General features: G+C 45.5%; 22 protein-coding genes. 10 read left to right on the forward strand and 12 right to left on the reverse strand.

Annotated elements, in window-relative coordinates:
• Nucleotides 1-69: 69 nt before the first annotated feature.
• From DD616_RS13075 to DD616_RS13100, 6 genes are all read right to left on the reverse strand, one after another.
• Complete coding sequence (locus DD616_RS13075; RefSeq protein ID WP_019283279.1) at nt 70-924, reverse strand: alpha/beta fold hydrolase; 855 nt, start codon at nt 922-924, stop codon at nt 70-72.
• A 2-nt stretch (nt 925-926) separates the two neighbouring features.
• Nucleotides 927-1,490, reverse strand: a complete 564-nt coding sequence (locus tag DD616_RS13080; protein WP_208871772.1) for a Slp family lipoprotein — start codon at nt 1,488-1,490, stop codon at nt 927-929.
• 15 nt (nt 1,491-1,505) lie between these two features.
• Nucleotides 1,506-1,811, reverse strand: a complete 306-nt coding sequence (locus DD616_RS13085; protein WP_164996764.1) for a chromosome partitioning protein ParA — start codon at nt 1,809-1,811, stop codon at nt 1,506-1,508.
• Between the two features lie 53 nt (nt 1,812-1,864).
• Nucleotides 1,865-2,566, reverse strand: a complete 702-nt coding sequence (tsaB, locus tag DD616_RS13090; protein WP_017047797.1) for a tRNA (adenosine(37)-N6)-threonylcarbamoyltransferase complex dimerization subunit type 1 TsaB — start codon at nt 2,564-2,566, stop codon at nt 1,865-1,867.
• Nucleotides 2,567-2,574: 8 nt separating this feature from the next.
• Complete coding sequence (gene yoaA / locus DD616_RS13095) at nt 2,575-4,518, reverse strand: DNA repair helicase YoaA (RefSeq protein ID WP_038148369.1); 1,944 nt, start codon at nt 4,516-4,518, stop codon at nt 2,575-2,577.
• A 94-nt stretch (nt 4,519-4,612) separates the two neighbouring features.
• Complete coding sequence (locus DD616_RS13100) at nt 4,613-4,813, reverse strand: hypothetical protein (RefSeq protein WP_013857222.1); 201 nt, start codon at nt 4,811-4,813, stop codon at nt 4,613-4,615.
• 187 nt (nt 4,814-5,000) lie between these two features.
• On the opposite strand from DD616_RS13100, the gene purU reads away from it, so the two are divergent.
• Complete coding sequence (gene purU, locus DD616_RS13105) at nt 5,001-5,834, forward strand: formyltetrahydrofolate deformylase (protein WP_010317194.1); 834 nt, start codon at nt 5,001-5,003, stop codon at nt 5,832-5,834.
• Between the two features lie 125 nt (nt 5,835-5,959).
• Here purU and DD616_RS13110 read toward each other — a convergent pair whose 3' ends face one another.
• Nucleotides 5,960-7,963: an NADPH-dependent 2,4-dienoyl-CoA reductase gene (locus DD616_RS13110; RefSeq protein WP_194662904.1), complete on the reverse strand. Its 2,004-nt coding sequence runs from the start codon at nt 7,961-7,963 to the stop codon at nt 5,960-5,962.
• Between the two features lie 212 nt (nt 7,964-8,175).
• On the opposite strand from DD616_RS13110, the gene sppA reads away from it, so the two are divergent.
• Both sppA and ansA read left to right on the forward strand, forming a co-directional pair.
• Nucleotides 8,176-10,026, forward strand: a complete 1,851-nt coding sequence (sppA, locus tag DD616_RS13115) for a signal peptide peptidase SppA (RefSeq protein ID WP_194575205.1) — start codon at nt 8,176-8,178, stop codon at nt 10,024-10,026.
• Between the two features lie 120 nt (nt 10,027-10,146).
• Complete coding sequence (gene ansA / locus DD616_RS13120) at nt 10,147-11,160, forward strand: asparaginase (protein ID WP_208871773.1); 1,014 nt, start codon at nt 10,147-10,149, stop codon at nt 11,158-11,160.
• Between the two features lie 92 nt (nt 11,161-11,252).
• Here the strand turns inward: ansA and DD616_RS13125 are convergent, their stop codons facing one another.
• Nucleotides 11,253-11,537, reverse strand: coding sequence for a YeaC family protein (locus tag DD616_RS13125; RefSeq protein ID WP_013857226.1), 285 nt, complete (start codon nt 11,535-11,537; stop codon nt 11,253-11,255).
• Between the two features lie 101 nt (nt 11,538-11,638).
• Here DD616_RS13125 and DD616_RS13130 point away from each other — a divergent pair, with 101 nt between their 5' ends.
• Nucleotides 11,639-12,463, forward strand: coding sequence for a DUF2989 domain-containing protein (locus DD616_RS13130; protein WP_088732144.1), 825 nt, complete (start codon nt 11,639-11,641; stop codon nt 12,461-12,463).
• 47 nt (nt 12,464-12,510) lie between these two features.
• Here the strand turns inward: DD616_RS13130 and msrB are convergent, their stop codons facing one another.
• Nucleotides 12,511-12,915: a peptide-methionine (R)-S-oxide reductase MsrB gene (gene msrB, locus DD616_RS13135; protein WP_208871774.1), complete on the reverse strand. Its 405-nt coding sequence runs from the start codon at nt 12,913-12,915 to the stop codon at nt 12,511-12,513.
• Between the two features lie 337 nt (nt 12,916-13,252).
• Here msrB and gap point away from each other — a divergent pair, with 337 nt between their 5' ends.
• From gap to DD616_RS13160, 5 genes are all read left to right on the forward strand, one after another.
• A complete protein-coding gene (gene gap, locus DD616_RS13140) occupies nt 13,253-14,248 on the forward strand; it encodes a type I glyceraldehyde-3-phosphate dehydrogenase (RefSeq protein WP_010317219.1) in 996 nt (331 codons plus the stop codon).
• 155 nt (nt 14,249-14,403) lie between these two features.
• Entirely contained in the window at nt 14,404-15,288 is an 885-nt protein-coding gene (locus DD616_RS13145) for a D-hexose-6-phosphate mutarotase (RefSeq protein WP_208871775.1), read from the forward strand.
• A 119-nt stretch (nt 15,289-15,407) separates the two neighbouring features.
• Nucleotides 15,408-16,229, forward strand: a complete 822-nt coding sequence (gene rlmA, locus DD616_RS13150) for a 23S rRNA (guanine(745)-N(1))-methyltransferase (protein WP_208871776.1) — start codon at nt 15,408-15,410, stop codon at nt 16,227-16,229.
• Between the two features lie 70 nt (nt 16,230-16,299).
• On the forward strand, nt 16,300-17,223 hold the full coding sequence (locus DD616_RS13155; RefSeq protein WP_217898842.1) for a ChaN family lipoprotein: 924 nt from the start codon (nt 16,300-16,302) through the stop codon (nt 17,221-17,223).
• A gap of 150 nt (nt 17,224-17,373) precedes the next feature.
• Complete coding sequence (locus tag DD616_RS13160) at nt 17,374-17,724, forward strand: hypothetical protein (protein WP_017044563.1); 351 nt, start codon at nt 17,374-17,376, stop codon at nt 17,722-17,724.
• A 22-nt stretch (nt 17,725-17,746) separates the two neighbouring features.
• On the opposite strand, the gene DD616_RS13165 is transcribed toward DD616_RS13160, so the two are convergent.
• Nucleotides 17,747-18,187 carry a YcgN family cysteine cluster protein gene (locus DD616_RS13165; RefSeq protein ID WP_208871777.1) on the reverse strand — a complete coding sequence of 147 codons (441 nt, stop codon included), beginning with the start codon at nt 18,185-18,187 and terminating at the stop codon, nt 17,747-17,749.
• A 158-nt stretch (nt 18,188-18,345) separates the two neighbouring features.
• Here DD616_RS13165 and DD616_RS13170 point away from each other — a divergent pair, with 158 nt between their 5' ends.
• Nucleotides 18,346-18,594 (forward strand): YkgJ family cysteine cluster protein, encoded by a 249-nt coding sequence (locus DD616_RS13170; RefSeq protein ID WP_013857235.1) that lies wholly within the window; start codon nt 18,346-18,348, stop codon nt 18,592-18,594.
• 77 nt (nt 18,595-18,671) lie between these two features.
• Here the strand turns inward: DD616_RS13170 and recR are convergent, their stop codons facing one another.
• Together recR and DD616_RS13180 are read right to left on the reverse strand one after the other, a co-directional pair.
• Nucleotides 18,672-19,271 carry a recombination mediator RecR gene (gene recR / locus DD616_RS13175; protein ID WP_013857236.1) on the reverse strand — a complete coding sequence of 200 codons (600 nt, stop codon included), beginning with the start codon at nt 19,269-19,271 and terminating at the stop codon, nt 18,672-18,674.
• 35 nt (nt 19,272-19,306) lie between these two features.
• Nucleotides 19,307-19,636 (reverse strand): YbaB/EbfC family nucleoid-associated protein, encoded by a 330-nt coding sequence (locus DD616_RS13180; RefSeq protein ID WP_013857237.1) that lies wholly within the window; start codon nt 19,634-19,636, stop codon nt 19,307-19,309.
• Between the last annotated feature and the right edge of the window lie 61 nt (nt 19,637-19,697).

Genomic DNA, 19,697 nt, shown 5'->3' on the forward strand with positions numbered 1-19,697 from the left:
GGCGATATTTTTATGTGCGCTATTACAGCACAGCCAAAGCGCTTGAGCACGAAACACTCAAACACTTGTTTAAATTTTGTTAACTAAGCCAAAAATTAGTTCGGCGACTTGCGAAGGTTGCTCAAGATGGCAATGATGACCACCAGAAATAGTGAACATCTCTTGCCGATCATCGGCGAAATAGCCTCGAGCGGCTCGTAACTCAGAAAAACCGTGTGTACCGAGAATCACACGTTGTGGGCATTGGATGTGCGCCATGATGTGCTGAGCATGCTCATACGACATGCGATACAAGGAATCGCTGTTTAACTGTGGGTCATGACGCCAATACCACTCGTCATTGCGCCGCTCAACCCCTCGAATAACGATGGGTTGGATCAAGGCTGCTTCTAACTGGTTGACTTCGGCTCGGCGAGCAACAGCGTATTCTAAATTCGGTAACCTACGACGAGGCTTACGCCGAATCCGCTGGCGGCTGAGTACGCCATTGCGCAGCCTGGCCACACTCTCTAGTGGCGATTCAGCCAATGGAGCAATTCCTTCGATTTGAACTAATCCTGCGACTTGCTCAGGAAAGGCGGCACTATAGCAACTTGCGATTAAAGCACCAAGGGAATGCCCTACGATCACTAACCTGTTTGGTGATAAGTTGAGCAAAAATGAGTAAATATCATCAATATAGTCATGAAATGGGTAAAAATGACCGTCGGCTTTATGGCTTGAAAGGCCATGTCCCGGTAAATCGATTGCGCAAAGGTGTAACTGTGGATTAAGGTGACTTAACGCTTTGATAACAGTAAGAAAACTGGATGAATTATCTAACCAACCATGCAAAAAAACGACCGATAAGTCGGCCGTTTGTGCGTTTCCCAACTCTTGAGTCGCAATCATTCCTTGCGCAAGAGAGTACTGTTTTTGTTGCATCGCTATTTCACTTCTTGTACCACGCGCCCTTCACGAGCACCAATGTACATTTGACGACAATATAAGCTGTGGCAAGGGTACATATAAGTACCGAGATCATTCACGACCACTCTTTCTTCAACTCGCCACAAATGTAGCCCTTTTACGGCCATGGTTGGGAAAGTGTATTCAAACTCACCTACTTTGGCTTTTTCTGGAGTAAGGCTGGTTCCCACTAGCGTCACCAAACGATCTTTCGCATAAGCCACTGGGTCAACAAACCCGTCAACATAGCCAACAAAACGCCCTTGCGGTTCGCGGTCGATATCCGGTCGGCCTGATGAGCTAATCGGCAAATTGACTATTTCAATCCGTGTTTTATCCGCCAAATTAGTCACACTGGCGATGACGCCGCCCAGCCGGACTTCATCTTGCTCATTGATTGGCGTATTGACCCAAGTGGCGTAATCGGTGATCACGGCATCACTACTGGCACGAAGATCATCCGGTAAGCTTGAGCATGCACCAAGCAGCAATGTGGACGATAACAATAGTAGCGTTTTAGAAGTAGAAAAAGATCGCATCATAATGACCTTGTTGGATTAGATGTAGATATCGACTCCAAGCAGTTGAGCAAGTTCATCTTTTTTTGCTTGGTTCATCACGTCCATGTACTCTTCCATCGCCTTTCTTGATCGACCTTCAGGAAGATCGTATTCCAGATTAGCCCGATGAATCTCTGATGGATCGACATGACGAATTGAATGAGAAACAGCATTCGCCACCTTAGTAGGTTGGCCTACTCCGGTTTTGGCATCGCCTTTCTTTACCCCATTGTTCTTATTTGCGCGATTAGCCCTATTGCTACCGGGCACTATCGCAGGAGGTAAACCGTTAATTGAAACCATACTGTTCCTATTCAATTAGAGCAAGACGAATGCAACGCCTTGCCTTTCACTGATTATTCTCGGCCCGGTAACTTCTTCCAAGCCACGTTATCACGCAGGTAAACAGGGCTCGACTCTTCCACCGTTAGCGTGTTTCCTTTGGCAAACTCGTACTGAGCAAGAAACACCATATCCTGTGCATCTGGGTACAATACTTCCCCCATTTGACACGAGATAGGCAACGTATCTAACTCTTCTTTATAAGCCGCCCAACCCGTTCCAGCGCAGCCCCAAGTGATGCTGTCAGCTTTGATTTGCTCAGCAAGAGTATTAGGAGCAATGACGCACTCTGCATCTATCTCTTGCCAAGAGCCATCTTCTTGACGTGTATAACGACCCCAGTAAATCTCACTCATTCTGGCGTCAATTGCACACGCCACCTGCTGGTAACCCTGTAAACGATAGCTGCCTTGCGCCATCGCTGCCAGGGTCGAAATACCTATCATAGGTAAATCAGCGCCGAATGCTAAACCTTGTGCAATTCCAATGCCAATCCGTACTCCGGTAAAACTGCCTGGACCACGGCCAAAGGCTAGCGCGTCTAGTTCCTGTAAGGTGATGCCCGCTTCTTTGAGGACGGAATCCACCATGGGTAGAATTTTCTTGGTGTGATCGCGAGGGGCAACTTCACTGCGAACGTACAGTTTGCCGTTCATCATTAAAGCAACAGAACAGTTCTCTGTTGCTGTGTCTAAGGCAAGGATCTTTGCGCTCATTACTGTCTCTAATTGTTGTTAATAGTTACGGGTGTCGTGACTGAAATTTGACTTAAGAAATCTTTTACTTTGTCCAAATCCCGCGTACGTGGAATGGGCGGTAAACTGGCAAGAAATAGCCCACCGTAGTCACGGGTGACTAAACGGTTATCACAAATGATCAGTACACCTTTGTCATGTTTATCGCGGATCAAACGCCCGACCCCTTGTTTCAAGGTGATGACGGCATCGGGTAGTTGTACTTGCGCAAATGGATCTCCACCGCGCATTCGGCAATCTTCAATTCGCGCTTTCAGCAGCGGATCATCCGGTGCGGTAAATGGAAGTTTGTCGATAATAACACAGCTTAATGCGTCACCTCTAACATCTATCCCTTCCCAAAATGCCCCTGTCGCGACCAATAAGGCATTACCTAATTCCATAAATTCGGCCAACGTTTTTTGTTTACTCGTCTCCCCTTGCATCAGCACTGGCACGGTTAACACTTCTCGAAAACGTTCACCTAACTCGCGCATCATGCTATGGGAAGTACATAAAAAGAAGCAGCGGCCTTGGTTTTGCTCAATCACTGGCGACAAAATACGCACCAATTTATCGGCAAGTCCTGGGCTATTGGGTTCAGGTAAATAGCGTGGCACACACAGCCGCGCCTGCTGCTGATAGTCAAACGGGCTTGGTAATGAAAACTGAGCTTGGGGCTTTAATCCTAAGCGCTGAGTGAAATGGCTAAAATCGTCGTTTACGGCCAAAGTAGCGGAGGTGAAAATCCATGCGCCCTGCTTTTGTTGCACCTGTTCGTGAAATTTATCGGCCACCGAAAGTGGGGTGATGTGTAAACTAAAATGACGCGGCGTGGTGTCATACCAATAGGAATAACCAGTAATAGAGACATCACACACTCGATCAATTCGTCCTTTGATTAAGTTGGCGCGCTCAAATGCGGTATCCAATAACTGGCTGCGACCTAACGCGAGTTTTAACACATCGATAGCAAAATCTAAGCTGTCTCGCAAACGCGCTAATTCTCGCGAAATCGATGGTGAAGCTAACGCCTCACGCCAGTTGCCTCGAAAACTGGGTTCACCCAATACAATGCGTAAATCCATCGCTGACTGCACCAGTTTATCGCCCACTTTCTGCAATTGGCGCATATCTTTTGCTTCAGTGCGATAGCCGATTTCAATATCTTTCGCCAGCTCTTGGACTTGGCGACTGGAGACCGATTGACCAAAATATTGGCTGGCGATATCCGGTAACTGATGCGCTTCGTCGAAGATAAAGACCTCTGCTTCGGGGATCAACTCACCAAACCCGGTTTCTTTGATCGCCAGATCGGCTAGAAAAAGGTGATGGTTGACCACGACAACGTCGGCATCCATCGCCTTTTTGCGCGCTTTAGAGACAAAACAGTCGACGTAACTTGGGCACTCTTTGCCAAGGCAATTGTCGTTGGTTGAGGTGATGGTTGGAATGACTGCACTGTCTTCAGGCAACTCTTCACATTCGCCTAAATCACCGCTTTTGGTTTCCGATGACCAACGACGCACTTTCACTAATTGAGTCAATAGCTGTGGATCAGATTGGTTGGTGTGGCTTTCCACCATTTGGCGGCTTAGCCTATCAAGGCACAGATAGTTTGCTCGGCCTTTTAATAGCGCAACATTGCCATAGAAACCGAGCGCATCAATCATCAAGGGTAAATCACGATGAAAAAGCTGCTCTTGTAGGTTTTTAGAACCCGTACTGATAATGACTTTTTTACCACTGAGCAGCGCAGGCACCAGATACGCAAAGGTTTTGCCTGTACCAGTCCCTGCTTCAACCACTAATTGCGATTGTTGGGCAATCGCCTTAGCGACCGCTTCAGCCATGTCAATTTGCGCTTGTCGAGCTTGAAAACCGGCAATGGCCTTGCCTAATGCGCCTTGTGAAGAGAAGGTTTTTGCAATCATCAAAAAGTGGAGGTAAGTGTTCGTTGCGGGGCATTATGTCAGGTTTGATGAGCTGGCGCGAATCCAAGTGCAACCCGCGCCAGTTAGGTGTGTTCTATTTGCGATTGAGGTAACGAGATAACCAAGCTGGTCCTTCGTACCCATTCTCCGTTTGGGTCATTGCTTTTGCCGCCTCGGCAGGTGACGCTCGGTTCTCCCACATGTCTTCCAAAATGATTTCGTCAATTTGATGGTCTCCCATCAATGCACTCACTCTTTCCATATACAGCTTTCGTGCGAGGAGTTCTCTATCCATAAATACCGCCTTAAGACACTCTGTGAGGAAGAAATTTAGTAAAAGCCTAACGGTGAACCCGTTTATATATTGAAACCAACTTAATAATAGATTAATTATAGCCCTTATATTGCGGGGCGCCTCACCGTTCACACGCTCACGAATTAGTTTTTAGAACGAAAAAAATCATGCACGGAAGTAATTAATAATGGAAAGAAAAACACTGCTCACTCATTGTAGTGATGCGCCCGGACTTATCTCTAAAATCACGAACATTTGTTATAAACATCAACTCAATATTATTCATAACAATGAGTATGTTGATAACATTAGTGGTCACTTTTTTATGCGTACTGAATTGGAAGGCTACTTTAACGACACCACCCTTCTAGCCGACCTTGACCAAGCCTTGCCTGCACACGCAAAGCGTAAATTGATTGATTCTTCGCGCAAACGCATCGTTATTTTGGTGACTAAAGAAGCACATTGCTTGGGCGATATTTTGATTAAGAATTATGATGGCAGCTTGGATGTCGATATTGCTGCAGTGATTGGCAATTACGATACCCTGCAAAATCTGACCGAAAAGTTTGATATCCCGTATCACCATGTTTCTCATGAAGGGCTAAACCGCGAGGAACACGAGCAGAAATTGTTAGAAGTGCTGGACCAATATCACGCCGACTATTTGGTCCTCGCCAAATACATGCGGGTACTCACTCCTGGGTTTGTCGATAAGTACCATCACAAAATTATTAATATTCACCACAGCTTTTTACCGGCATTCATTGGTGCAAAACCTTACCAGCAAGCGTACGAGCGCGGTGTGAAAATCATTGGTGCGACGGCGCACTTTGTCACTAATGATTTAGATGAAGGCCCGATTATTAAGCAAGATGTGATCCCGGTTGATCACACATTCAGCGCGCAAAACATGGCGCAAGCTGGACGGGATGTTGAGAAAAATGTGCTGAGTAAAGCCTTGAACAAAGTCATCAACGATCACGTTTTTGTTTATGGCAACAAAACGGTCATTTTATAGCAAAGCGAAGACTGTTCTTCACGAACATAGGAAAGACAAAAGGCGCGATTTGCGCCTTTTGTTGTTTTACGATTGCTGGCTGATCACTGCAAGTGATAACACCACCGCCTAGCTTGGACCACAGATTATAACTTGATCGCCAGCTCTACCCCCTGACGAATCGCACGCACAGCATCAAGCTCACCAGCATAATCGGCACCACCAATCACATGCATCTTCTCACCCAATGATGTCCATTTATCTTCAAAAGGACGTACCGATTCTTGCCCGGCACAAATCACAATTTTATCGGCGTCTAACAGCAAAGGATTACCGTCAAGCGTGATATGTAAACCGTCAGCGGCAATTTTTTCATAACCGACACCACCCAGTAGATTCACTCCACGCTTTTCTAAGGTGCGTTTATGGATCCAACCTGTAGTCTTACCGGGGCCTTTACCTACACGCCCTTTTCTACGCTGCAATAGCCACACCGTTTTCTCACTCATACAATCGGGAAATGGGTACAAACCTCCGGGATAAGCAATCTCTTTATCGATGCCCCAATCATGCAGCCAATCATCAAGCGTATGCTCTGTCGGCTCAGTCAACATAGTGGCGACGTCGACACCAATTCCGCCAGCACCAACAATCGCGACTTTTTCGCCAACGGGTGTTTTTTCACGGATCAGCGTTTGATAATCCACCACCTTTTCTAGGTTATCAATACCATCAATTTTTACTTTTCTCGGCTCGACACCCGACGCCATCACCACTTCATCGTACGGTTCGAGCATCTCAAAATTGACGTCAGTATCTAAATGCAGATGCACACCGGTTTGATCAATACGATTTGCAAAGTAGCGAATGGTTTCTCGAAACTCTTCTTTGCCGGGAATTTGCATCGCCAAACGGAACTGGCCACCAATGCGATCATTTTTTTCAAACAGATCAACATGATGCCCACGCTCAGCCAAGGTAGTCGCGCAAGCAAGCCCCGCCGGACCTGCGCCAATCACCGCCATTTTTTTCGGCTGAGCCGCAGGGCGAATAACCATTTCCGTTTCATAGCAGGCCCGCGGGTTGACGAGGCAACTGGCCCGTTTGCCTTTAAATACGTTATCTAAACAGGCTTGGTTACAGCCGATACACGTATTGATCAGCGCGGCTTTTCCTTGCTCGGCTTTGGCAACAAATTCTGGATCGGCAAGAAACGGACGCGCCATCGACACCATATCCGCTTGACCCGTTGCTAATATTTTTTCTGCTTCTTCTGGAGTGTTGATGCGATTACAGGTCACGACGGGCACAGAAAGATGTGGGCGGATTTTTTCCGTTACCCAAGTAAAAGCAGCACGGGGTACTTGAGTCGCTATCGTTGGAACGCGCGCTTCATGCCAACCGATGCCCGTATTGATAATGGTCACGCCAGCTTGTTCAAGTGCCTTAGCGAGCATTAAAACCTCTTCAAAAGTACTGCCCTCTTCGACTAAATCCAGCATTGAAAGGCGGAAAATGATGATGAACTCTTTACCAACCACTGCGCGAATCGCTTTCACTATCTCAATGGGTAAACGGATACGATTTTCGTAGCTACCGCCCCAATCGTCGTAACGCATGTTGGTACGTTTACAGATAAATTGGTTGATCAAATACCCTTCCGAGCCCATCACTTCCACACCATCGTATCCTGCAAGGTGAGCTAATTCAGCACTACTGGCAAAGGCATCAATGGTTTTTTTTATCTGACGGGCACTCATTTCACTCGGTGCAAAACGCGCAATAGGTGCTTTAATCGCCGAAGCACTTTGAGCAAAAGGGTGCATTGCGTATCGGCCTGCGTGCAGCAATTGCAAGGCGATTTTTCCACCTTGGCGATGCACTGCCTCAGTTACAACTTGGTGTGCACGCGCATGTTTTGCCTTGCTAAATTCGGCACTGAAAGGGTGAAGTCGACCGCGCAAATTAGGCGAAAACCCGCCCGTCACAATCAGCCCAACCCCACCTTTTGCACGCTCTTCATAAAAAGCGGCCAGCTTATGGAGCCCTTCCTTGTGCTCTTCTAATCCCGTGTGCATTGATCCCATCAATACACGGTTGCGTAACTGAGTAAATCCTAAATCCAAAGGCTCTAACAGATGTGGGTACATGGCGACTTCACTTTTATAATTATGCGTTATGGTCTGACCAGAATATTATTGCCCACAAAAAAAATCAAACAAGTGTTTACATTTTTGTAACACCGATCAATCTTGCGGTTGTTTGGGTATACTAGATCACGTAGGATGTAAGCCATTAATATCTCAAGGTTAATCCCTTGATTCATTTAAACACGCTTGCGAATAGCCGCAGTGGAGAAACAATGAAATCACTATTTCGATTTATCGGTTTGATATTTAAAGGTTTTTGGAAAATCATTACCTTTATTCGTTTAGCCTTAACCAACCTGTTCTTTTTGCTCAGTATTGCACTGATTTATTTCTTGTATGTGCATGCCGATTCTCCCCTGCCTACCATAGAAAAAGAGTCCGCATTAGTAATGAACTTATCGGGACCGATTGTTGAACAGAGTTCTTACATCAATCCGATGGATTCAATGACTGGTTCATTTTTTGGCAAAGACTTGCCCAAAGAAAATGTATTATTTGATGTGGTAGAGACCATTCGCCATGCGAAAGACGATACGAAAATCACAGGCCTTGTTCTCGCTCTCGGAGAAATGCCTGAAACCAACCTCACTAAGCTACGTTACATTGCTAAAGCGTTGAACGAATTTAAAGCCACGGGCAAACCCATCTACGCGGTGGGAGATTTCTATAATCAAAGCCAATATTACTTGGCAAGCTACGCCGATAAAGTCTATTTGGCACCGGATGGCGCAGTCATGCTAAAAGGCTACAGTGCCTATTCGATGTACTACAAAACTTTGCTGGAAAAGCTGGATGTCAATACGCACGTTTTCCGTGTCGGTACTTATAAATCAGCCATTGAGCCATTTATTCGTGACGATATGTCCGACGCGGCGAAAGAGTCCGCCTCTCGCTGGTTAACACAGTTGTGGGGAGCGTACGTTGATGACGTAGCGACCAACCGTAAGATTGACGGGAAAACGTTAAACCCATCAATGGATGAATTTCTGACGCAATTAAAAGCGACCGAGGGTGATCTCGCTGCTTTATCATTAAAATTAGGGTTAGTGGATGAATTGGCCACTCGCCAACAAATGCGCCTATCGCTCGCCGAAACATTTGGCAGCAATGGAGAAGATAGCTACAACGCCGTAGGCTACTACGAATATCAAGCCACCATTAGGCCACAGTTTAACGCTGATATGGACGATGTAGCCGTGATCGTGGCTAGTGGTACCATCATGGATGGAGATCACCCACGAGGCACAGTCGGTGGTGATACCACCGCCGCATTACTTCGCCAAGCGCGTAACGATGATAAAGTCAAAGCCGTCGTATTGCGTGTGGACAGCCCTGGAGGCAGCGCCTTTGCCTCCGAAGTTATTCGTAATGAAATTCAAGCGTTAAAAGACGCAGGCAAACCGGTTGTCGTCTCAATGTCGAGCCTTGCAGCGTCTGGCGGTTATTGGATTTCAATGAGTGCGGATAAAATTATCGCGCAGCCAACCACGTTAACCGGTTCGATTGGTATTTTTAGTGTCATCACCACATTCGAAAAAGGACTCAATAAATTGGGGGTTTATACCGATGGCGTAGGAACCTCACCTTTTTCTGGTGTCGGTGTCACCACAGGGCTAACAAAAGGCGTGGCCGACGCACTGCAACTGGGCATTAACCATGGTTACCAGCGTTTCATCAGTTTGGTGGGAGAGAACCGTGGCCTTTCACTGGCACAAGTCGATCAGGTCGCGCAAGGCCGCGTATGGACAGGACAGGATGCCATGGATCATGGTTTAGTCGATCAAATGGGTGACTTTGATGATGCCATTAAGCTCGCAGCACAACTGGCAAAATTAGAGACCTACAATATTTATTGGGTAGAAGAACCCCTTTCACCCGCTGAGCAATTCTTGCAAGACATCATGAATCAAGTGCAAGTTCGCTTCGGTTTTGATGTATCAACACTAGTGCCAGCGTCGCTGCAACCTGTAGCCAAACAATGGGTGCAAGATGCCAGCTTACTCAACCATTTTAATGATCCGAAAGGGCAATATGCGTTCTGCCTAAACTGCCAAGTTCAGTAGCAATATCAATCTGTAATGACTAAAAACCATTGGGGCGCTTTGTGTTGAGCGCCCCTTTTTATATTAAGTGAATACGCTATAATCCCCCGCTCTGTTCCCCTACACGAGTGATTTCTAGCTATGGCAAGAAAACATATCTACATCGCCTACACTGGCGGTACTATCGGCATGCTAAAATCCGACCATGGTTATATCCCTATTGCGGGCTTCATGGAAAAACAACTCGCAGGTATGCCTGAGTTTCAGCGCCCTGAAATGCCTGAGTTCACCATTCATGAATATGACCCTCTGATTGACTCCTCAGACATGACGCCTGAAGATTGGCAACAAATCGCCAACGATATTCGAGATAATTATGACAAATACGATGGCTTTGTGATTTTACATGGTACGGATACCATGGCTTACACGGCATCGGCACTCTCTTTCATGCTGGAAAACTTGGGTAAACCCGTCATTGTGACAGGCTCACAAATTCCGTTGGCCGAATTGCGCTCTGACGGACAAGCGAATTTACTTAATGCGTTGCACATCGCCGCTAATTACCCCATCAATGAAGTGACGTTATTCTTCAATAATCAGTTGATGCGGGGTAACCGCAGTGTCAAATCACACGCCGATGGTTTTAATGCGTTTACCTCGCCGAACCTTCCTCCACTGTTAGAAGCTGGGATCAATATTCAAATCAGCAGTAACGTTAAAGTTGGCGAACAGCCGCAAGGAGCCTTCCGAGTCCATAACATTACACCACAACCGATCGGTGTGATTACCATGTACCCTGGCATCTCTCACGAAGTGATCCGCAATACCTTATTACAGCCAGTCAACGCGATGATTTTGCTGACTTTTGGTGTGGGCAATGCACCTCAAAATGCGCAACTATTAGCGCATTTAAAAGAAGCCTCAGAACGTGGCGTGATCGTCATGAACTTAACTCAGTGCTTAGCAGGTAAAGTCAACATGGGCGGTTACGCAACTGGCTGTGCACTTGCAGAAGCAGGCGTGATCAGCGGCTACGACATGACACCCGAAGCCGCTTTAGCCAAGCTTCACTATTTACTGAGCCAGAATCTTTCTTATGAAGAAGTGAAGCAGAAAATGCAGGAAGTATTACGTGGTGAAATGAGCTTATAGCTTTAAGCACCCACAATATATTTTCCCCTCATTAACAAAATCCCCAACTCAATGAATTGGGGATTTTTGTATTCTGTACAAGTCAAATAGACTCATTCGTGGTTTGGATTGACTCGAACAATATCGTCTTGTCCGTTTTGAAAGCGCTTTTTAAGCTCATTTTTTGACTTAAAACTGATTTCTCCACCAGCGGCAACTGTCATATGGTCCGCTTCTACATTATGCTTAGATTGATACAACATCACAGCTTGCATGCATGAATCTCGCTGTGTTTGTGAAAGTGGTGTACCTTCAGGCCACTTACCCGTTTCAACAGCGTGCATTAATCGCTTGTAAGCTTCGGGGGTGATGGCGTTAATGAGTTGATCGGCATCCATGGTCTATCCTTAATTAACGAATTCGTCACAAACATAACTTGCCATGATATTGAGTCAAGACAAGCCCAATAAATAAGTGTATTTGATCACAAGCCTATACGATGAACCGGATAAAATTCATACTATTTCTATGCTTCACACTATTATTAAGTGGTTGCTTTGAAAATAATAAAAATACAGAAAAGCTCTGTGCTGATAATCCAAATTTACGCTGTGAACGGCTGAACATGGATGACGGCCAGTGCCGAATTCCTCGTACCGATCTGATATGGCATCGCTTTGAGGTCCTTAAGAATCCAAGTGATAGTAATCGAATTCAGGAATATGGTTTTGTAAAAGCTTACCGAAAATGTCTAGAGCTTGCTTCTCAAATACAAGCGATTGATCAAACCGAATTGAAACAGCGTCGCTTCGAAGCATTGGTCAACGCTGGACATGATTTAGAGACTATTGTCGATGAGCTTCACAAATCTCGCTCACCAGAGACACTCTATTTTCTTTGGAGCCAAATTGGGGACAAGCAAGCTCGCCGGGAATTCCTCCAGTTGGAAGGCAAACCTGAGCTTGAAAACGCTGAAATGCAATATGCACTCGCTACTTTTTATGTTCAACGGGATCGAGAAAAAGCAATCTATTTGCTCCATCGAACCTTAGAACTCAGCCCAAAAGGCAGTATCAACCTTGATGCTATCAAATCTCTTGCCAGTACCAACCAAATTCTCAAACAGAAAGAAAAAGCTTACATTTGGGCGATGGTAGGAAAAACATTCAATGTGCCGGTTGCTTCAGAGACAGAACTCAAATTGCTGTACGGGTTTGATCAAGAAAAATTTGATGCACTCGACGATATCGCCGAAAAAATCGTTGACGCTATCAAAAATGGACAGTTTAAACCAGAGCTCATTCCTCTCGACTTTGCCAACTAACAAAATGTAATCATAAAACAAAGAGCGGTGATAAGTTCACCGCTTTTTCACTTTTTGTTGAAAATTAACGACACTGAATTGACACAAAATCGTTCACCTGTTGTTTGAGGTCCATCGGGAAAAACATGCCCTAGATGGCTATCACACACCGCACAACGGATCTCAGTTCGAATCATTCCATGCGTTAAATCTTCAAGATAGCGGATTGCAGTATCATTGATCGGTGCATCAAAACTTGGCCAACCACACCCCGAATCATACTTATTGTTGGAGACAAATAACGGGCTGCTGCAACAGGTACACGCGTACACACCTGTGTCACGATTATGTAATAACTTGCCACTAAACGGGGCTTCTGTACCGCGTTGACGGCAAACATAAAACTCATCATCCGTTAGTCTTTCACGCCAGTATTCATCAGGTTTAACCTGATTCTCAATCTTCGATTTCACTTACAAAACTTCCCTTCTTCTCAATATTGCACTGGTACTTTTTATGCCAAAAACTTGCATACTCCACTCTTTGTAGCACATACTTTCTCACCATGAAATGGTAGATATGTAATTTCTAACTACCTTAGAAGGCTAGAGTATTTTACGCCAACTGAAAGTAAACAGAAGCGGTATAAAGTTTAAAATTTAATCACTTACGATTAATTGTGAAAAAAAGCGTCGCTTTTTTTTGACTTTAAACAAGTTAAGTCCGATTATCTGTTGCAGACATTTACTGGATTCTGTAATTTTACTACCAGTTATCTTTAATCAGAAATTAAGTTGTGGAGCAACTATAATGACTATCAAAGTAGGTATTAACGGTTTTGGCCGTATCGGTCGTTTCGTATTCCGTGCAGCGCAAGAGCGCAACGACATCGAAGTTGTAGGTATTAACGACCTTATCGACGTAGATTATATGGCATACATGTTAAAGTATGACTCAACTCATGGCCGTTTCAACGGTACTGTTGAAGTTGAAGCTGGCAACCTAGTTGTAAACGGCAAAACTGTACGTGTAACAGCTGAGCGTAACCCAGAAGATCTAAAATGGGATGCAATCGGTGTTGACGTGGTTGCTGAAGCAACAGGTCTATTCCTAGACGATGCAACCGCTCGTAAGCACATCACTGCTGGCGCGAAAAAAGTTGTTCTAACTGGTCCTTCAAAAGACGCGACTCCAATGTTCGTAATGGGTGTTAACCACGCTTCTTACGCTGGTCAAGACATCGTTTCTAACGCTTCTTGTACTACAAACTGCCTAGCACCTATCGCTAAAGTTCTTAACGACAAGTGGGGCATCGAGTCTGGTCTTATGACTACTGTTCACGCAACTACAGCGACTCAAAAAACTGTAGATGGTCCTTCTGCGAAAGACTGGCGTGGTGGTCGTGGTGCTTCTCAAAACATCATCCCATCTTCAACTGGCGCAGCTAAAGCGGTTGGCGTTGTAATCCCAGAACTAAACGGCAAACTGACTGGTATGGCTTTCCGCGTACCTACAGCGAACGTTTCTGTAGTTGACCTAACTGTTAACCTACAAAACCCAGCATCTTACGCAGAAATTTGTGCTGAAATGAAGCGCGCTTCTGAAAACGAATTCGCTGGCGTTCTAGGCTACACTGAAGATGCAGTTGTGTCTCAAGACTTCATCGGCGAAATCAACACATCTGTATTCGATGCTAAAGCTGGTATCGCACTAACTGACAAATTCGTTAAAGTTGTATCTTGGTACGACAACGAAATCGGTTACTCAAACAAAGTTCTAGACCTAATCGCTCACGTTTCTAAATAATCGTAGTGTTTAGCGAAGAAATTCGTTGAGAACAAAAAGGCGGCCATTGTGTCGCCTTTTTAGTATCTGTCCCTTTCCTTTGTGGGACTGCGTTAGACAATCCGAGCCGTTCCTCACTTATTTATCCGGTAGGAATGGTATGAGGTATCGAATTTATGGATCTGCAATCTCTCCCTGCCCTGACTTATCTTTCTGACAACGTCACCATCGTTGAGAAAGAGGGCGTTAAAATTGTTCGCGTTATTCATGACAAAGCGACCGCCGGAATTACACTGCATGGCGGCCATGTCATCTCATTCACTCCTAAAGGACAAGATGAGCTCATTTGGATGAGTGACACGGCCATTTTTGACGGTAAAGCCGCTCTAAGAGGCGGGATCCCTGTTTGTTGGCCATGGTTTGGCCGTATTGCTGCACCAGCCCATGGTTTCGCACGCACCAGTGAATGGGCATTGATTGAACATAGAGAAAACGAGCAGGGCGTCATTATCGTGCTAGGGCTCGACCATTCGCCCCAAACACTGGCTATTTGGCCATTTCAATTCCAAACTCGTCTTTATGTTGAAATCGGTGACAAGTTAAAAGTCACTTTAGAAACGACCAATACGGATGAGAAAGCATGGACGTTTTCTGCAGCGCTGCACAGCTACCTAAAGGTTGGTAATATTACCCAGACCACTACTACAGGTATGGGCGTTGAATATATAGACAGCTTACAAGATGCAAAAATGTGTCAAGGTGGTTCAACACTCATCCTCACCGATACGATTGATCGCGTCTATACCGCGCCTGAAGCACAAATTCAGGTCCAAGATCCTGTTTTGAATCGCACGTTAGTGGTTGAAAACTCTGGGCACAACTCTGCCGTCTTGTGGAATCCATGGGCTCAAGGCGCTCAATCAATGGCAGATATGCCTGACAATGGTTATCAAACGATGCTGTGTGTTGAATCTACACTGCATGCCCCTTGCTTATCCGCTGGAAAAACCTTGCAACCAGGTGAAAGCCATCAGCTCGTCACGACGGTTTTTTCCAACTAAGCTTTTTTGGCGAATTTTCCGTCATCATACTCATGCTGAGGACAGTGAAATCACGCTGTCCTTTTTATTTCTAGCCGCAGACGCTAAACTGGCACCTTTGTTTTTCAAGCGAGATCTTCATGGCGTATCTGTGCCCCCTTTGCCAGCAACCTCTGTTGCAACAGCAGCAAATATTGAAATGTGAAAATAATCATCAATTTGATATAGCCAAAGAGGGCTACGTCAATTTGATGCCTGCACATCATAAACGCTCAAAAGATCCGGGTGATAATAAAGAGATGATGCAAGCTCGTCGCCGTTTTCTTGAAGGTGGACATTACGATCTGATGCGTCAGACGGTCGCTCAGTTGTGCAGTAAGTATCTGCAAGATTCTTCTTATCAGTTTTTAGACATCGGCTGCGGCGAAGGTTACTACACCCAATTTGTCGCTCAAACGCTTGCACAACACTCGATACAATCGGTCACCTATGGGTTAGATATCTCTAAAATCGCCGTCCGTTATGCAGCAAAGCGCTACCCTATGGTCAACTTTGTCGTTGCCTCCAGCCACCGCTTGCCCTTTGACGATGCTTCCCTAGCCGGTATATTACGAATTTATGCGCCCTGTAAAGCGCAAGAGCTTTACCGCTGCATTCAAAACCAAGGAGTGGTGATTACCGTTACACCCGCAGCAAGGCACCTCTATCAGTTAAAAGAAGGGATCTATCCTAATGTTCAACTGCATGATGAAACCGCAGAAGAGATAGCTGGGTTTACATTAATAGAGCAACAAAAACTGCACTACACCATGACATTAAGCGGTAACGATGCTTTTGATTTATTACAGATGACGCCGTTTGCATGGCGGGCCAGTGATGAGCTAAGAGCGCAATTAAAGCAAGCTGAGCAATTTAATTGTGAGGCCGATTTTATGATCAGCGTTTACCGCAAAGTTAGTTGATAATAATTCTCATTATATTGCAAATCCACAGTGTCTCCATTATTATGCCAAATTCAAAATGGAGACACTCATGCGCTTAGTTACTTCTCTGGCTCTACTATTACCACTTTTTGGCTGTGCTTCGCACCAGCCGAAGCCCATTGCTCACTTTTATGACTACCAATTATCTACCCCTAGCGGCAAACCATTGAATCTCAATTCGCTGCCGAATGAGATAAAAAATGCCGATATCATTTTAGTCGGTGAGTGGCATACACACCCAGCCATTCATCGCTTCCAAACCGAGCTATTGGCACAACTCAGCCGCGAAAACACCCATGTAGCCTTGTCTATGGAACAATTTTCACGCGATGAACAAGAGATACTGAACCGCTATCTAGCAGGAGAAATCGGCGAACAATACCTTATTTCTCAGACCAGAGCGTGGCCAAACTACCAAAGTGACTACCGCCCACTGGTTGAATTTGCAAAATCACAGCAGTTGGATGTCATTGCCGCTAATGCGCCTAAACCTTTCGTACGTTGTATCGGCAAAGTAGGGATCAAATACCTTGATAAATTAACGCCAGTAGAGCGGGCTCAGGTTGCACACCAAATTGACACCTCAACCTCTCCCTACAAAGCGAAGTTCATGGAATCAATGCACCACGGTTCAAAAGAGCAAACTGAAAAACAGTACGCAGCTCAGGTCGCTTGGGATGAAACAATGGCAGAAAGCATGGTGGATTATTTACAAAACCACCCGACAGCTCAGGTGATGCACATCGCAGGTAAGTTCCACACCGAGCAGGGTTTAGGCACGGCGCATTCTATCCTTCGTCGAAATCCTGATTTAAAGGTTGCCATCATCACGCCCGTAGAGGATACCCAGGCATCGTATCCGGATTTCCAACTCACTGTACTGCCAATTCCTACCGCCTATGTTCAAGCAGAGCATCGCATGCAAGCCTATCAACAGATAAAGAATCGCAACACAGATCTCACTTGCGACTAATTAGCGGCGAATAACGGGCCTACTTATTCTTTTCATATAAAGTAGGCGCGTTTTTTGCTTGTACATACTTCATACAAATTGCGAATTTTTTGCACAAGTTTTTCATAAATCTGTCGATACATTAACTGATGGCATTTATAGGAGAGAAGTATGACACCGGTAGGGACAAGCTCAGCGCAACTGCATTCACTCCAGCAAGTTAAAGCTCAAGCAAATTCTACAGCGGCATCCCCCCCCTCTGCCCCGCTCAAAGTGGAGCAGAATACCGTCACTTTGTCTGATGAAGGCAAAGCCTTGCTCGCAGCGCTGCAACAACTCGACAAAGAGAGTAAGTTAGAAAACAAAGAGAAAACTGTGACTGGCAAAGTGGAATCATTTGCTCATGGTGCTTTGGGATTAGATCATCCAGATAAAAAACCAGAAGAAGATGATAGCTCCTATTCCGCAGGGAAATATTTTTCCGCCGCGGCAACAGTAGGAGGTTTGTTACTGCTTCTCTAATTTTTTAGATTTCTATTGGATATTAATTGCGGTTTGGATGATTGATGATGTGCTCCTCCCAGTCGATAACATCAATCTCATAAACGACTTTGTTGCGAACACTTTCTTGCGCGGCGTGCATCGCCTCTTTGGAGCCGGTAATCAAAGGATGCCATTGCGGCAATGTTTTGCCTTCTGACAGTACACGATAGGCGCACGTATCCGGCAACCAGTTAAATTCATCAATTTTATCACGCGTCAGTTTTAAGCACTCCTCACCAGAATTGAAACGGTTTGGATAATCCTTGCATGAGCAGGTATCGCTGTTTAACCAACTGCAAGCGACATTGGTGTAATAGACCTCATCACTATCTTCATCCATTAACTTGTGTAAGCAGCACTTACCGCATCCATCACAAAGCGACTCCCACTCCGATTCCGTCATTTGTTCTAATTTCTTATTTTGCCAGAATGGTGTGCTCATGAGTCTCTATCTTACTTAACGAATGGGGTGCGTGTTATACCTCCACACCAAGCAAAGTTCAAGGATAAAAACAGCTTGTTAATTTAGGAAGCTATTGCTGTACACTTCGGTCACATCTGCTAGGATCGTCACCCTTTTCTTTTTACTGGTACTCAATTATGGAATGCAGACTTGGTTGTGGTGCGTGTTGTATCGCCCCTAGTATTTCTTCCTCCATCCCGGGTATGGAGCAAGGAAAGCCAGCAGGTGTACGTTGCATTCAACTTAATGACGCTAATTTGTGCAAGTTATTTGGTAAGCCTGAACGTCCAAAAGTATGCCACGAATTTAAGCCTTGCCCGATGGTCTGTGGCAACACGAACCAAGAAGCTTTGAGCAACATTACCGAACTCGAAAAAATCACTTGATGGCACTGCTTTGTTTGCCTTAATTGATGGCGTCACTCAAAATTGCCCCAGCAGCTAGGGCAATGATTCGAAAGGTACTACAGCTTTTGTCTGCCAAGCAAAGAGTGTGATAGCGTCGTGCCATCAACAAGCTCAAGCTCACCGCCAACAGGCACACCATGAGCAATACGGCTCGCAGAGACTTGATGGGCGCGACATAATTCCGCAATGTAGTGCGCGGTCGCTTCCCCTTCAACGGTTGGGTTAGTGGCAAGAATGACTTCGGCAATGCCACCACGTTGCAAACGGTAATCCAGCGTATCTAAACCAATATCACTCGGGCCGATACCATCTAAAGGTGATAAGTGCCCCATCAGCACAAAATAACGTCCAGAATATTGGCCTGTAGCTTCAATGGCCGCAATATCAGCAGGGCTTTCGACTACACAGAGTTGGCCGTTATCCTGCCGTTTAGGGTTGCTACAAATATGACAAGTTTCTTCTTCAGTGAAAGTTCGGCATTCACTGCAATGTCCAATTTCTGTCATGGCTTGGCTTAAAGCATCGGCGAGCTGTAAGCCGCCTTTTCTATCGCGCTGTAACAAATGAAAGGCCATACGCTGTGCTGACTTGGGACCCACCCCAGGCAGACAACGTAAGGCCTCCATCAAATGCTCCAGCATATGACTGGTACGCATTAGTAACCTATTCTGTTTGTTAAAAAGGTCGTTCGTTAAAACGGCATCTTCATACCTGGTGGTAATTGCATACCGCCAGTGACAGAAGCCATTTTTTCTTTTTGAGTCTCTTCCACGCGGCGCGCAGCATCATTGAAAGCGGCGGCAATCAGATCTTCTAGCATCTCTTTGTCGTCTTCCATTAAGCTTTCATCAATCTCTACACGGCGTACGCTGTGGCTACCAGTAATGGTCACTTTTACCAGACCAGCACCAGACTCACCAACCACTTCCATATTCGCAATTTCTTCTTGTAGCTTTTGCATGCGCTCTTGCATTTGTTGGGCTTGCTTCATTAGGTTGCCCATACCGCCTTTACCAAACATGTTTATCTCTCTGGTTGAATTGAGTGTTTCACATAAGGTGGGGTCATAACATATAGATTCA

Origin of the sequence: Vibrio anguillarum (assembly GCF_003390515.1) — a bacterium.
GTDB classification, from domain to species: Bacteria; Pseudomonadota; Gammaproteobacteria; order Enterobacterales; family Vibrionaceae; genus Vibrio; species Vibrio anguillarum.

Coding starts and splice junctions, on each gene's coding strand:
- DD616_RS13075 (WP_019283279.1), bottom strand. CDS start 924: ATGCAACAAAAACAGTACTCTCTTGCGCAAGGAATGATTGCGACTCAA.
- DD616_RS13080 (WP_208871772.1), bottom strand. CDS start 1,490: ATGATGCGATCTTTTTCTACTTCTAAAACGCTACTATTGTTATCGTCC.
- DD616_RS13085 (WP_164996764.1), bottom strand. CDS start 1,811: ATGGTTTCAATTAACGGTTTACCTCCTGCGATAGTGCCCGGTAGCAAT.
- tsaB (WP_017047797.1), bottom strand. CDS start 2,566: ATGAGCGCAAAGATCCTTGCCTTAGACACAGCAACAGAGAACTGTTCT.
- yoaA (WP_038148369.1), bottom strand. CDS start 4,518: ATGATTGCAAAAACCTTCTCTTCACAAGGCGCATTAGGCAAGGCCATT.
- DD616_RS13100 (WP_013857222.1), bottom strand. CDS start 4,813: ATGGATAGAGAACTCCTCGCACGAAAGCTGTATATGGAAAGAGTGAGT.
- purU (WP_010317194.1), top strand. CDS start 5,001: ATGGAAAGAAAAACACTGCTCACTCATTGTAGTGATGCGCCCGGACTT.
- DD616_RS13110 (WP_194662904.1), bottom strand. CDS start 7,963: ATGTACCCACATCTGTTAGAGCCTTTGGATTTAGGATTTACTCAGTTA.
- sppA (WP_194575205.1), top strand. CDS start 8,176: ATGAAATCACTATTTCGATTTATCGGTTTGATATTTAAAGGTTTTTGG.
- ansA (WP_208871773.1), top strand. CDS start 10,147: ATGGCAAGAAAACATATCTACATCGCCTACACTGGCGGTACTATCGGC.
- DD616_RS13125 (WP_013857226.1), bottom strand. CDS start 11,537: ATGGATGCCGATCAACTCATTAACGCCATCACCCCCGAAGCTTACAAG.
- DD616_RS13130 (WP_088732144.1), top strand. CDS start 11,639: ATGAACCGGATAAAATTCATACTATTTCTATGCTTCACACTATTATTA.
- gap (WP_010317219.1), top strand. CDS start 13,253: ATGACTATCAAAGTAGGTATTAACGGTTTTGGCCGTATCGGTCGTTTC.
- DD616_RS13145 (WP_208871775.1), top strand. CDS start 14,404: ATGGATCTGCAATCTCTCCCTGCCCTGACTTATCTTTCTGACAACGTC.
- rlmA (WP_208871776.1), top strand. CDS start 15,408: ATGGCGTATCTGTGCCCCCTTTGCCAGCAACCTCTGTTGCAACAGCAG.
- DD616_RS13155 (WP_217898842.1), top strand. CDS start 16,300: ATGCGCTTAGTTACTTCTCTGGCTCTACTATTACCACTTTTTGGCTGT.
- DD616_RS13160 (WP_017044563.1), top strand. CDS start 17,374: ATGACACCGGTAGGGACAAGCTCAGCGCAACTGCATTCACTCCAGCAA.
- DD616_RS13165 (WP_208871777.1), bottom strand. CDS start 18,187: ATGAGCACACCATTCTGGCAAAATAAGAAATTAGAACAAATGACGGAA.
- DD616_RS13170 (WP_013857235.1), top strand. CDS start 18,346: ATGGAATGCAGACTTGGTTGTGGTGCGTGTTGTATCGCCCCTAGTATT.
- recR (WP_013857236.1), bottom strand. CDS start 19,271: ATGCGTACCAGTCATATGCTGGAGCATTTGATGGAGGCCTTACGTTGT.
- DD616_RS13180 (WP_013857237.1), bottom strand. CDS start 19,636: ATGTTTGGTAAAGGCGGTATGGGCAACCTAATGAAGCAAGCCCAACAA.